Genomic DNA, 14,476 nt, shown 5'->3' on the forward strand with positions numbered 1-14,476 from the left:
AGAGATATGAAGAGTTTAAAAATAATTATCGCTTTAGCTGTAGTAGCAACAAGCTTAAGTTCTTGTAACGATAAACGTAAACCACAAGTACAATACATGCCTGATATGTATGTATCTGTACCTTACGACGCTAATGGAGCAGAAGGTGTAAATAACAAGATGGTAAACATACAACCTGTTGCAGGTACTGTAAGTAGAAACGGTGTAGTAGCTTATGATATTCCTGATACCAATGAAGGATATGAAAAAGCGAAAGCAGAATTAAAAAACCCATTACCAACAACTGAGGAAAACTTAGAAAAAGGTAAAGTGTTATACGATATTTACTGTGCTTCTTGTCACGGAACAAAAGGTGATGGTAACGGAGTATTATCTCAAAGAGATAAATTCAACGGTATTCCAAGTTATACCGATAGAGAGTTAACACCAGGAAACATTTACCACGTAATTATGTACGGTAAAAACTTAATGGGATCTCACGCATCACAGTTAAGATACAACGAGCGTTGGCAAGTTGTACAATACGTAGAAAAATTAAGAAGCGAATTAAAATAAGTCTATAATAGATAGTTAAGATATGTACCAGTTTTCAGGAAAATTAAAAATGCTAGCTATTGTTTTAATGGCTGTAGGACTTTTAGGAACAGGTTATAGTTTCTTTACAGCGCCTAAAACATTAGATGAAGCAAAAGAAATTTTAGCAAAACAAGATGCTCACCACGGTGGTCATGAAGCAACAGCTACTCACACTATAGAGGAGCATGTTGAAGAAGCTAAAGTAGAAGAGCATGTAGAAGAAGTAGCTACTGAAGAAACTCAAGCAGATAGCACAGCAACTCAAGTAGAAGAGACTGTAGCAAACGTTGCAGAACAAGCACAAGACTCAACAGTTGTTAATGCAAATGAAGCTGACGTTAAGGAAGAAGTAGCGCAAACTGAAGTAAAAGAAGAAACTCATGCAGTAGCTGAAGCACATGGTGAAGATCATGATGCTCACGCAGAGCACGCTTTACACCAAATGCAAAACAGACCATGGTCTGCAATGTATGTAGCTTTATTATTCTCTTTAGGAATCACGTTATTAGTATTAGCTTTTTACGGATCTCAAATCGTTGCACAAGCAGGATGGTCAGTAGTATTACACAGAGTAATGGAAGCTATCTCTTCAAACATACATTACGTAAGTGTTTTCATGTTAGCGTTCTTAATATTAACAGCGATGCACATGAACCACTTATTTACTTGGATGGGAGAAGGAGTAACTGATCCTACAAGTGAAAACTACGATGCTATTGTAGATGGTAAAAAATGGTGGTTAAACACTCCAGGATGGTTAATTAGAAGTATTGTATACTTAGCAGGATGGAATGTTTACTATTTCCTTATCAGAAAGTGGTCTTTAGCACAAGATAATGGTGATTTAAAACAACACAAGAAAAACTACAACGCTACAGTTATTTTCTTAGTATTCTTTATGATTACTGAAAGTATGGCGTCATGGGATTGGATTATGAGTATCGACCCACACTGGTTCTCTACATTATTTGGATGGTATGTATTAGCTACTTTCTTAGTATCTGCTTTAACAGTAATTGCTATGGTAACTATTTATTTACGTTCAAAAGGAGCATTACCATTAGTAAACGATAGTCATATTCACGACTTAGCGAAATTTATGTTTGGTTTCTCAGTATTCTGGACATACTTATGGTTCTCACAGTTCATGTTAATTTGGTATGCAGACATGCCAGAAGAAACAACGTATTTCTTATTACGTTTTAACGAATACAAAGTACCATTCTTAGCAATGGTTGTAATGAACTTTGTTTTCCCAGTATTATTATTAATCAACAGTGATTTTAAGAGCAGACCTTGGTTTGTAATCTTAGGAGGTGTTGTAATCTTAGCAGGTCATTATATTGACTTATTTGTAATGATTATGCCAGGTACCGTTGGTGGTCAATGGGGATTCGGAATTGGTGAAATAAGCGGATTATTATTCTTTACAGGATTATTTATCTTTGCTACGTTTAGTGCATTTGCTAAAGCTAATCCAGTACCAAAAGGAAACCCTTACTTACACGAAAGTGAAACCTATCATTACTACAACATCGAACACACAGGAGAAGATAGTAATCATCATTAATTAAAAAGAATTAATAAACAAATAGTTTAGATAATATGCTCGCTTTATTTTATATTTTCATAGCAGTTGCAATCGGAGTAAGTTTTTGGCAAATTACTCGTATAATGAATTTCCGTTCTGTAATTGCTACAGATGAAGACAACGAAAAACAAGCTAAATACTCGTTAGCTTTCCTAGCATTCCTTTATGCAATGATGATTTATTGCTTAATAGCAATGAATGTAATCATGTTACCTGAAGCTGCTTCTGTTGAAGGAGAGCATGACGATAACTTATTCAATATTACATTTTGGTTAATTGGAATCGTTCAGTTCGGAATGCAGTTTTTAATTTTCTTCTTTACTTATAAGTACAGAGGAAATAAAAACAACAAAGCATTATTTTATGCTGATAGCCACAAATTAGAGTTAATTTGGACAACAATTCCTGCAGTAACAATTGTATTGTTAATTGGATACGGTTTATGGGCTTGGAACAACATTATGTATGTTGGAGACGATGAAAACCCAATTGTTATTGAGGTATACTCTCAACAATTCCGTTGGGATGCTCGTTATGCAGGTGAAGACAACCAATTAGGTCTTGGTAATGTAAACTTTATCAAAGGAATTAACACTATGGGTGTAGATATGTCTGACCCAAGTGCACAAGACGATAAGCAAGTAACAGAATTATATTTACCAAAAGGTAAAAAGGTATTATTCAAGTTCCGTTCACAAGACGTATTACACTCTGCTTATATGCCTCACTTTAGAGCGCAAATGAACTGTGTTCCAGGTATGGTTACTCAATTTGCTTTCACACCAAAGTATACAACTGCTGAAATGCGTCAGAACTCAGAAGTAGTTGCTAAAACCGAAGGAATTAACAAAATTAGAAGAGCTAAAGGAGAAGATCCGTATGAGTTTGATTATGTATTATTATGTAATAAAATTTGTGGAGCCTCTCACTACAACATGCAAATGAAAATTACTGTTGTAGAAGAAGACGAATACAACAAATGGTTGTCAGAACAACAAACATTAGCTCAAGTAATAAAATAAGATATTTTTTAAAAGTATATAAAGATATAGATTATGTCAGATCATCATCACAAAGAAACATTTGTAACTAAATACATCTTTAGTCAAGATCACAAAATGATCTCTAAGCAGTACCTAGTTACAGGTATATTTATGGGTATCATAGGAGGTTTTATGTCTATGTTGTTTCGTTTACAAATTGCATGGCCAGATACATCGTTTTCAATTGTTGAAGCGTTCTTAGGTAACCATCAAACAGATGGAATTATGAACCCAGATATGTACTTAGCCTTAGTTACAATACATGGTACAATCATGGTATTCTTTGTATTAACGGCAGGTTTAAGTGGTACCTTCTCTAACCTTTTAATTCCGTTACAAATTGGAGCACGTGATATGGCTTCAGGATTCTTAAACATGGTATCATACTGGTTATTCTTTTTATCATCAGTAATCATGGTTATTTCATTGTTTGTTGAAGCAGGACCAGCATCTGCAGGATGGACAATTTATCCGCCATTATCTGCCTTACCACAAGCAATTCCAGGTTCAGGTACAGGTATGACATTATGGTTAGTATCTATGGCAATTTTCATTGCTTCATCTTTACTAGGATCATTAAACTATATCGTAACAGTTTTAAACTTACGTACTAAAGGAATGAAAATGACAAGATTGCCATTAACAATGTGGGCTTTCTTCATTACAGCAATTATTGGTGTAATTTCATTCCCAGTATTATTATCAGCAGCATTATTATTAATTTTTGATAGAAGCTTTGGTACTTCTTTCTACTTATCAGATATCTTTATTTCTGGAGAAGTATTACACTACCAAGGAGGATCACCAGTATTATTTGAACACTTATTCTGGTTCTTAGGTCACCCTGAGGTATATATCATCTTATTACCAGCATTAGGTATTAGTTCTGAAGTAATTTCTACTAACGCACGTAAACCTATCTTCGGATACCGTGCAATGGTTGGATCTATTATGGCAATTGCATTTTTATCTACAATCGTATGGGGTCACCACATGTTCGTATCAGGAATGAATCCATTCTTAGGTTCTGTATTCACATTTACAACAGTATTAATTGCAATTCCATCAGCAGTAAAAGCGTTTAACTATGTAACTACACTATGGAAAGGTAACTTACAGTTAAACCCAGCAATGATGTTCTCTATCGGATTAGTTTCTACATTCGTAACAGGAGGTTTAACAGGATTAGTATTAGGAGATTCAGCATTAGATATTAACGTTCACGATACCTATTTCGTAGTGGCTCACTTCCACTTAGTAATGGGGGTATCTGCCTTATTAGGAATGTTTGCTGGTGTGTACCACTGGTTCCCTAAAATGTATGGTAGAATGATGAACAAAACATTAGGTTACTGGCACTTCTGGTTAACAATTATTACAGCTTACGGAGTATTCTTCCCAATGCACTTTATTGGTTTAGCTGGTTTACCTCGTCGTTACTATACAAACACAAGTTTCCCAATGTTTGATGACTTAGCAGATATCAACGTATTCATGACTATCATGGCAATTATCGGTGGATTTGCTCAGTTAATCTTTATCGCTAACTTCTTTATCTCTATGTACAGAGGTCAAAAAGCTACGCAAAACCCTTGGAATGCAAACACATTAGAGTGGACTACTCCTGTAGAAGCTATTCACGGAAACTGGCCAGGAGAAATTCCTGAAGTTCACAGATGGGCTTACGATTACAGTAAAACAGATGAAAATGGAGAGTATGTTCACGGAAAAGACTTCGTGCCGCAAACAGTGCCATTATTAGATGGAGAAGAGCCATCTTAATAAAAAGTAAAAAATAAAAAGCCTCCCAATTTTGGGAGGCTTTTTATTTTTACTACCTTTTATAAAATTTGGAAAAAGAATAAAAAAAATATTATATAAAAATGAAAAATTACATTACACCAAGTATTATAATGTTTTTACTTTTTCGCCTTATAAATGTGTCATGTAAAAAAGTAGTTAAGGATACTAAAAGTAATTATGGAATTAAATTTGGAACTGGGAATTGTTTAGATTACAAGAGTGATACTACCGTAATCTTTTTTGAGTCTCATTTTGATAATGATTTAGTTCAAGTATCGGTGAATAACAAAGAAGTATTTAAAGGTACAGTGACAACAGACAAAACATTAGGTTATGCTAAAGATGTTAACTTAGGAAGCATAAAAAATATTTCTAAAGTCAAAATAAACATAAATAAAGGCAAAGATGTTCTTTTAGATAAATTAACTTGTAATTATATATTCGTTAATTACATTAAAGATAGTATTGTTTCTGTAAAGTTTGATAATAAATTTGTTCCTTATCAATAATTAATTATTAGGACTGTCTACAATACGTATCTTAGCATAGTAAAGAGCTAAGTAACATATATTACAAAACAACCGTTTTATTTCAAGTATATTTGCAACTATATGAACGAAAACCTAAACCCTGAAAACAAACATTATTCTAATGAAGAGTTAGACGTTGAAAAAAAGCTGCGTCCACTGTCATTTGATGATTTTACAGGTCAAGATCAAGCGATAGAAAATCTTAAGATTTTTGTTGAAGCAGCAAATCAGCGTGATGAAGCGTTAGACCACGCCTTATTTCATGGACCTCCGGGGTTAGGAAAAACGACGTTAGCACACATTTTAGCGAATGAGTTGGGAGTAGGAATTAAAGTTACCTCAGGCCCTGTTTTAGATAAACCAGGAGATTTAGCAGGTTTACTAACCAACTTAGATGAAAGAGATGTACTTTTTATAGATGAAATCCATCGATTAAGCCCTGTAGTAGAAGAATATTTGTATTCGGCTATGGAAGATTATAAAATCGATATTATGATTGAATCAGGGCCTAATGCACGTACAGTACAAATCAATTTAGAACCGTTTACTTTAGTAGGAGCAACTACACGATCAGGATTACTTACAGCTCCTATGAGAGCTCGTTTTGGAATCAGTAGTCGATTACATTATTACTCAACTGAACTGCTAACAAACATCATCCAACGAAGTGCATTTATATTAAAAGTGCCAATTTCTATGGAAGCTGCTATTGAAATAGCAGGAAGAAGTAGAGGAACACCACGTATAGCGAATGCATTATTGCGTAGAGTGCGCGATTTTGCACAAATAAAAGGAGATGGTACCATTACTATTGAAATAGCTAGATATGCGCTAAAAGCATTAAATGTTGATGCACATGGGCTAGATGAAATGGATAATAAAATATTATCTACGATTATTGATAAGTTCAAAGGGGGGCCAGTTGGAATTACCACGTTAGCTACTGCCGTGGCAGAAAATTCAGAAACAATAGAAGAAGTGTATGAACCTTTTTTAATTCAACAAGGGTTTATCATGCGTACGCCAAGAGGAAGAGAAGTAACCGATTTGGCTTATAAACATTTAGGTAGAATTAAAGGAAGTAGCCAAGGAGAGCTCTTTTAAAAATGAAACTGTTAAAAAAACTCATACCGATACTAGAATGGTTGCCCAACTATAAAAAATCACAATTAAGAGGTGATGTAGTTGCAGGTATAACCGTTGCTATTGTGTTAATTCCACAAGGTATAGCGTATGCACTTATTGCTGGATTACCACCAATTTATGGGTTGTATGCCGCATTAATGCCTCAATTAATGTATGCTATTTTTGGTACATCACGCCAAGTAGCAATTGGTCCTGTAGCAATGGATTCATTAATCGTTGCAACAGGAGTTTCTACCTTAGCATTAACAGGATCTGAAAGTTATATAGGTATAGCAATATTACTTGCGTTGGTAGTAGGGAGTATACAATTTTTAATGGGAATTTTCCGCTTAGGTTTTGTAGTTAACTTTTTATCGAGACCAGTAATAACTGGGTTTACATCAGCCGTAGCTTTAATTATTGGACTGAATCAGTTTAGAAATTTATTTGGAGTAGATTTTGTACAAAGTGATCAAATACATGTGTTGTTAGAAGATATTTTGTTCCGACTTCAATATTTTAAAACAAATACTACGATCATAGGTTTAATTGCCTGTATAATTATCATAATTTTTAGAAAAATAAATAGAAAGATTCCAAATGCATTAATCGTTGTGATATTAGGAATCGTAACAATACGTCTTTTTGGAGATCAACTTACAGATGTAGCTATCGTAAAAGATATTCCTTCAGGACTTCCTAAGTTTTCAATACCAGTAATTGATGTAGCATTAATACGAGAATTAATACCAATTGCTGCAACATTGGTGATGGTAGGATATTTAGAAACCATTTCTATAGGAAAAACGTTGGAAGCTAAACAAGATGAATATAGGGTTCGACCAAACCAAGAATTAGTAGCGTTAGGATTAAGTAACATGGTTGGATCGTTGTTTCAATCATATCCTTCAGCCTCAAGTTTTTCTCGTTCGGCAATCAATGCAGAATCAGGAGGGACAACAGGGGTTTCAGCAATTGTTTCAGCATTATTAGTAGTAATCACCTTACTTTTCTTAACACCGGTATTTTACCATTTACCTAAAACTATTTTATCAGCAATTATTATTGTTGCGGTTTTTAACTTGATAAATGTAAAAGAAGCAAGAAGGTTATGGAAAGCGAATAACTTAGATTTCTGGTTATTATTAGCTACTTTTTTAGCAACGATTTTCTTCGGAATTGAATATGGAATTTTAATAGGAGTAGTTTTATCGTTAATCGTTTTAATTTTTAGAACCTCAAGACCGTACGTAGCGGAGTTAGGAAAAGTGCCAAATTCAGATTTTTATCGTAATAAAAACAGATTCAAGGAAGTTATCATAGAAGAAGAAATTTTAGTGTTCCGCTTTGATGCACAATTATTTTATGCCAATTCCAACTATTTTCGTGATAAATTAGACGAAATGGCAGCAGAAAAAGGAAAGGCATTAAAGTTGATTGTTTTAGATGCAGAGAGTATTAACAGAGTAGATAGTACGGGTATAGATATGTTAAAAGAACGTATAGTTTATTTTAACAAGCATAATATCCAATTCTATTTTGCAGGAGTCAAAGGGCCAGTAAGAGATGCCTTTTTTAGAGGTGGTTTATTAGATGTTGTAAGTTTAGATCACTTTTTTATGCGTGCTAATGGAGCCGTAAATTTTTATAAAACAGGAGATAATCAAAACCAAAAAAAATACGCACAATACATACATCAAGCGTATAAATAACTATATAATATTATGAAAATAGAGCAAATTTATACAGGTTGTTTAGCACAAGGAGCCTATTATATTGAAAGTAACGGAGAAGTAGCAATCATAGATCCATTACGTGAAGTAGATCCTTATATAAACAGAGCTGAAAAAGATGGCGCTAAAATCAAATATATTTTTGAAACGCATTTTCATGCAGATTTTGTAAGCGGTCACGTAACCCTTGCAGAAAAAACAGGAGCAACGATTGTATATGGACCAACAGCGAAAACGAACTACGAGGCTCATATCGCAACAGATGGTGAAGTATTTACGTTAGGTGATATTACCATCACCGTATTACACACACCAGGGCATACCATGGAAAGTGCTTCTTATTTATTAAAAGATAAAGACGGAAAAAATCATGCGATTTTTAGTGGAGATACTTTATTCTTAGGAGATGTAGGGCGTCCTGATTTAGCGCAAAAAGCAGCAAATTTAACACAAGAAGAATTAGCAGGATTATTGTACGATAGTTTACGTACAAAAATCATGACGTTGGAAGATGAAGTAATCGTGTATCCAGCACACGGAGCAGGTTCAGCTTGTGGTAAGAATTTAAGTAAAGAAACAGTTGGAACGATTGGAGATCAAAAGAAAACCAATTACGCATTGCGTGCAGACATGACCAAAGAAGAGTTTGTGAAAGAAGTAACTGATGGTTTATTGCCTCCACCTGAATATTTTCCTTTAAATGTAAAAATGAATAAGGAAGGATACCAATCTATCGATGAAGTTATTAAAAGCGGAGCAAAAGCTTTATCAGTAGAAGATTTTGAAAAAATAGCGAATGAAACTGATGCGTTGGTGTTAGATGTTCGTAATCAAGCAGAATTTGTTCAAGGATTCATTCCGCAGTCAATTTTTATTGGTTTAGGAGGAACATTTGCCCCATGGGTAGGAGCCTTGATTAAAGATGTTACACAACCAATTTTATTAGTTACCCCTGAAGGACAAGAAGAAACGACGATTACACGTTTATCTCGTGTTGGTTTTGACAATGTATTAGGATATTTAGATGGAAGTTTTGATGCTTGGAAAGCAGCAGGAAAAGAAGTAGATACCTTGCGTTCTGTTCCTGCAACTGTTTTAGCAGAAGAACTTACGAAGGGAGCTCCAGTTTTTGATGTGCGTAAACCAGGAGAATATGCAAGTGAGCATATTATAGATGCACCAAGTACTCCGTTAGATTTCTTAAACGATCATATTGAAGAGTTTCCAACGAAAGGAGATTTTTATGTGCATTGTGCAGGTGGATATCGTTCTGTAATTGCAGCATCTATTTTAAAAGCAAGAGGATTCCATAACATAATTGATGTTGCAGGTGGATACAAAGCAATTAAAGAAACTGATATTCCAAGATCAGCAGCTGTTTGTCCATCAACTTTAAAATAAAAATAATGAAGAGAGGTATATTTTTAGTAGGTTTATTTTTAACAGTGGTATTGTCGTGTAAACCTCAAACCAATGAGGCAAAAGATATCACGGTTGAAAACTTGCAGGTAGTTTTAGAAAACGAAGATAACGTAGAGTTATTAGACGTTAGAACTCCACAAGAATGGGCAGAGGGAGTAATTAAAGATCCGATAAAAATAGATATTACAGGAGATGACTTTGAAGGAAAGGTTTTAGAAAAGTTAGATAAAACGCAACCTGTATATATTTACTGTCGCTCAGGAGGTAGAAGTAAAAAAGCTACAGAACTCCTAGCCAAAAAAGGATACAAAGCCTACAATGTTCTAGGAGGAATTTTAGAATGGGAAGAAAAAAATAAAGAATAAAGAAAATCCCGAGCATTTGCTCGGGATTTTTTGTGTTTTGTTATCAGCTTCGGCTATGATTAGTTGCGTGATTTAGTATTAAATTTTGTAGATACATACTAAACTAAAAATCTACGAAGATTTTCAAAAGTAGACGAGAAGAAGCAATTACTTTTTATAGGAACGATTGTTGTAAGTAGCTTTTTATATATTTTTCTTTCGGTCTAAACTGTTTTTTCCGACAGTATAAGCATAAGCGGAAGATGGAAGAAACTGAATATTTAATTCTTTATATTCTTTTTCTCCTTCTTTGTCTATAGTAGTTACTATAGGATAGTTTAAACTAGTCTCTGTGCAGAATTTATACAAACTTTTGAGTTCATTAGGTTTATCAAAATATCTGTTAGACCATTTAATTTCTAGTGCCCATAAAGGTTTTAAGGTTGAATCGCTAATTCCAACCATATCAACTTCTCCACCTGACCATCTTGCATACCAAGGCGTAAACCATTCACGATGCATCCATTGAGCAAATATTGCGGTTTCTACCATATTCCCAATCATTTCATCAGTAGCAGTTATGGGGGAAAACAATGCGCTTCTTAAAGATGGATTTGTTAAATATATTTTGAAAAAGTTATCTCTTTTAAATCGTTTACCACTTTGGTCTATTCGCTTTACTTGTTTTATTAAGTAGGCTGCTTCCAAGTATTCAATATACTTTTTTAAAGTGTTTTTAGGTACTTGAGATTGTTTACTTAATGTTTCAAGAGAAAATTCTCCACCGCTATTATATGCAATTGTAGTAAACAGTGAATTTAATTCTCTTGTATCGCTAATTCCATATAAACTAGGTAAATCTCTTAATAAAACTTTATCTACTATGTCTTGTCTTATATATCTTCCTGGATTAGCTTGAATTTTTTCTGAAAAAATAACTTCAGGATAACCACCAAAATTTATGTAATCAAGAAAATGTTTGTTTAATTCATCTAAATGTGATGATGAATAAAATTCGGTAATATGCTCTTTCCATTTAAGGTTTGTTGTTGTAATTATCCTATCTAATCCTTTAAGTGATATATATTCGTTAAATGTTAAAGGTGGTAATAAAAAGTCTGTAAATCTTCCCGCTCCACTTTCATTACTTGCGAATTTTAAAGCGGCAGCAGCTGAACCAGATACGATAAACTTATCTTTACGATAACTATCTACTAAAGATTTTAAATGAACTTCCCAATCTCTACAATATTGAATCTCATCATAAATAATATGCCAATCATTTTTATCTTTTATTCCAGTAGCTTCTTTAGCATATAAAAACAATTGCTCTAAAGGAATGTTATTATAAATCGGATTTTCAATTGTGATGAAAATAATTTTTTTAGGATTAACACCATTTTGAATTAAATCTTCAACTAGATGGAATAACATTACAGTTTTACCTACACGTCTAGGTCCCATTAAAACAACAGCCCGTCTTATATCTCTCTCATAAACAAGGGGTTTAAAAAGTTCAAAATACAACCTGCGAGGCATTTCATTATAATCATCCTCAATGTGTCCTTCAACCCACCAAGGGTTTTCAAACCTTATTCTGTCTAAAACTTGCTTTTTAGAAATTTCTTTTATCATTAAAATCTTGTTTTAAGCTAAAATACAAAATAAAATCAATTATTTGATTTTATTTTTAAAAAAATATAATTTTTAAGGTTTTTTTTGCTTTTGTTAGGTTTATTTCAAAATTAATGATAACGTAATTAAGAATATAAGTTATATCTACCGATAACGAAGTTAGTCTTTTAGAACTTAATTTTCAAGAGCATAAAAAAACCGAGACAATTGTCTCGGTTTTACTTTTTCTTAGCTCTTTTCCCACTTAAAATTTTAACGTTGCACCTACTAAAAAGTTTCTAGTAGCTTGCGGATAGTATCCTTGTACTTCAAAAGAAGTTCCAGGAGTGTCCCAAGTATTTAAATAGGTATACCCTCTATCAACATATTCTTTATCAAAAAGGTTGTTAACCAATCCTGTAAATACAATTGATTTAAAAATTGTATTCATTTCAAGTTCATAACTAACATTAAAATCACTAACGTAATAGCTATCTAGTTTAGAGGCTTTTGTATTAGTATTACTTAAGTATTGTTCACCAACAAATTTAGACAGTAAAGCTAATTGTAGCCCTTTTGCAGGCTTATAAACTAAAGCATTTCCAGCAATAATATTAGGAGAAAAAGCAATATCCGTAGTTCCAATATTACGTTGAACACCATCACGATCTAACATAAAATTATTGATTTTATTACTACTTACCGTAAGGTTTTGGTTAATGCTAAACTTGTCTGAAACATTAATATTAGCATCAATTTCTACTCCTAAACGATAGCTATCTTTAACGTTTTCACGTAAATACTCCCCTACATCATTTAGTCCACCTGTTTGAATTAATTGATTATCGTAAGACATATAGTAGATATTAGTATTCAATTGAACTGTTTTATTGTGTAAACGCCATCCAAGTTCAAAATCATCTAAGGTTTCATGTTGTACGTTGATACCGTTTTGAAAATCATCACGGTTCGGTTCTCTGTTCGCACGCGCATACGATGCATAAATACTGTTTTCTTTATTGATGGTGTAAGTAACCCCTAGCTTAGGATTAAAGAAGCTAAACGAAGTATCAACATTTAAAGGGTTTCTATCTGAAGTTAATCCGTTAGTTTGATAATCAATAAATCTACCTTGTAGATCAACAAAAGCTTTTAGGTTATCAAAAACATTAAAAGTAGCCTTAGAAAAAACACTAAAATCATCTTTTTTAGCATCACTAAAATAATAATGATCTCTAATACTAGCTCCATCAGCAAATTCTTTAGCCCAAATAACTTCTCCAAAATGATCTCCTGTATAATTACTATAAGAAGCACCAGATATTAACTCGAACTTTTCAGTTTTATAAGTTACGTTAGCATTAGCCACATAAAAGTCATTGTCTAACCAACGACGAACAATTAAATCTGTAGCCGGAGAACCATACCAGTCAGTTCCTGTCGCTTCTACAATACCATCATATTTTGATACAGCACTGTCTTCTTTAAATTGCTCAAAATACCCTTCTCCTTTGGTATAATTTAAACCAATATTGGTAGACCAATTTTCAGATAACTGCTCATTCCAGTGTAATTGGTAGTGATCTTGCCAATAATTATCAGTTTCGTTGTCATAGGTATACGGATTTTGACGACGGTTTTCTTGTAATTCCTCAGCACTTAATCCATACCAAGCTTGGTACGTTCTTTCTTTTCCTCCAAAAGCTAAGGCTTTAATCAACGTATTGTCATCAGTATAACTACCTTGTAAGAAATACGATTTTAAATCGGTAAAAGCTCTATCAACGTATCCATCAGAGTAAATGTTAGACAAACGTCCTGCAAACTCAAAATGATCGTTTAGTTTTCCAGTAGTAAATTTTACGGTGTGCTTTCTTGTTCCGAACGAACCAAAAGCATTTGAAATTTCTCCACCAGCTTCTTCTGAAACAGCATCAGTTAAAATGTTTAAACTAGCACCAAAAGCTCCAGAACCGTTCGTAGAAGTTCCTACACCACGTTGTAATTGTAAGCTTTGGGTTGACGAAGCAAAATCTCCCATATTTACCCAAAAAGTTCCTTGACTTTCGGCATCGTTATACGGAATTCCGTTAATGGTAACATTTACACGAGAAGCATCCGAACCACGTACACGAATATAGGTGTATCCAATACCAGCACCCGCATCTGATGAGGATGTTACCGAAGGTAAATAGTTTAATAATACAGGAATATCCTGTCCTAAATTACGTTTTTCTATTTCTTGTTTGCTAAGGTTAGAGTGTGTTACAGGTGCATCTGCTTTTACACGAACAGCAGAAACCAACACTTCATCTAACACTGTTTCGTTAGAAATTAATTGAAAGGTAATTTGTTGGTTGTTGGTAAGTTCAACTTCTTGCGAAGTACTTTTAAATCCTACATAAGAAACCTCAATAACATGTGTTCCTTTGGTTAGGTTTAATTTAAAACTACCTTCAAAATCGGTTGAAGTTCCTTTGGTTTGATTTCTAACAGCAACGGTTGCGCCAACTAAAGGTTCTTGATTTCCATCAACTACTTTACCAGATAAAATAAACGTTTGTGCGCTTGTTGTTAATGTTGTGAATACTACGAGTAAAAAAGTTACTATCTTCACTTTTTTACGAAAAGACATCGGTCTCATTTATAAAAAACAAAATCGAATAAAAAGAGGTAATTATTCTTTAGTTAAACA

11 protein-coding genes are annotated in these 14,476 nt (G+C 33.6%); 9 read left to right on the top strand and 2 right to left on the bottom strand.

Translation table 11 applies throughout. The annotated features are described in order from the left end of the window. The first annotated feature begins 6 nt into the window (after positions 1-6). The 9 genes from ACR9ES_RS10135 to ACR9ES_RS10175 all read left to right on the top strand — a co-directional run bounded on the left by ACR9ES_RS10135 (position 7) and on the right by ACR9ES_RS10175 (position 10,188). Positions 7-555 carry a c-type cytochrome gene (locus ACR9ES_RS10135; RefSeq protein WP_435254129.1) on the top strand — a complete coding sequence of 183 codons (549 nt, stop codon included), beginning with the start codon at positions 7-9 and terminating at the stop codon, positions 553-555. Between the two features lie 22 nt (positions 556-577). Next, the gene (locus tag ACR9ES_RS10140) at positions 578-2,146 is read left to right on the top strand and encodes a quinol:cytochrome C oxidoreductase (RefSeq protein WP_435254130.1); all 1,569 of its coding nucleotides are present in this window, start codon (positions 578-580) and stop codon (positions 2,144-2,146) included. A 35-nt stretch (positions 2,147-2,181) separates the two neighbouring features. Beyond that, entirely contained in the window at positions 2,182-3,189 is a 1,008-nt protein-coding gene (locus tag ACR9ES_RS10145; RefSeq protein WP_435254131.1) for a cytochrome c oxidase subunit II, read from the top strand. Between the two features lie 33 nt (positions 3,190-3,222). After that, positions 3,223-4,992: a cytochrome c oxidase subunit I gene (locus ACR9ES_RS10150; protein ID WP_435254132.1), complete on the top strand. Its 1,770-nt coding sequence runs from the start codon at positions 3,223-3,225 to the stop codon at positions 4,990-4,992. 101 nt (positions 4,993-5,093) lie between these two features. Continuing rightward, positions 5,094-5,522: a hypothetical protein gene (locus ACR9ES_RS10155; protein WP_435254133.1), complete on the top strand. Its 429-nt coding sequence runs from the start codon at positions 5,094-5,096 to the stop codon at positions 5,520-5,522. Positions 5,523-5,624: 102 nt separating this feature from the next. Continuing rightward, positions 5,625-6,647, top strand: coding sequence for a Holliday junction branch migration DNA helicase RuvB (gene ruvB, locus ACR9ES_RS10160; RefSeq protein WP_120185687.1), 1,023 nt, complete (start codon positions 5,625-5,627; stop codon positions 6,645-6,647). A 2-nt stretch (positions 6,648-6,649) separates the two neighbouring features. Continuing rightward, positions 6,650-8,380, top strand: a complete 1,731-nt coding sequence (locus tag ACR9ES_RS10165) for a SulP family inorganic anion transporter (RefSeq protein ID WP_298996781.1) — start codon at positions 6,650-6,652, stop codon at positions 8,378-8,380. Between the two features lie 12 nt (positions 8,381-8,392). Next, a complete protein-coding gene (locus tag ACR9ES_RS10170; protein ID WP_435254134.1) occupies positions 8,393-9,802 on the top strand; it encodes an MBL fold metallo-hydrolase in 1,410 nt (469 codons plus the stop codon). Between the two features lie 5 nt (positions 9,803-9,807). Further along, positions 9,808-10,188 (top strand): rhodanese-like domain-containing protein, encoded by a 381-nt coding sequence (locus ACR9ES_RS10175; RefSeq protein ID WP_435254135.1) that lies wholly within the window; start codon positions 9,808-9,810, stop codon positions 10,186-10,188. Between the two features lie 183 nt (positions 10,189-10,371). On the opposite strand, the gene ACR9ES_RS10180 is transcribed toward ACR9ES_RS10175, so the two are convergent. Both ACR9ES_RS10180 and ACR9ES_RS10185 read right to left on the bottom strand, forming a co-directional pair. Then, a complete protein-coding gene (locus tag ACR9ES_RS10180; RefSeq protein WP_435254136.1) occupies positions 10,372-11,802 on the bottom strand; it encodes an ATP-binding protein in 1,431 nt (476 codons plus the stop codon). A gap of 244 nt (positions 11,803-12,046) precedes the next feature. Further along, positions 12,047-14,416: a TonB-dependent receptor gene (locus tag ACR9ES_RS10185; protein WP_435254137.1), complete on the bottom strand. Its 2,370-nt coding sequence runs from the start codon at positions 14,414-14,416 to the stop codon at positions 12,047-12,049. Positions 14,417-14,476 lie beyond the last annotated feature (60 nt).

Origin of the sequence: Tenacibaculum sp. A30 (assembly GCF_051200845.1) — a bacterium.
Classification (GTDB): Bacteria; Bacteroidota; Bacteroidia; order Flavobacteriales; family Flavobacteriaceae; genus Polaribacter.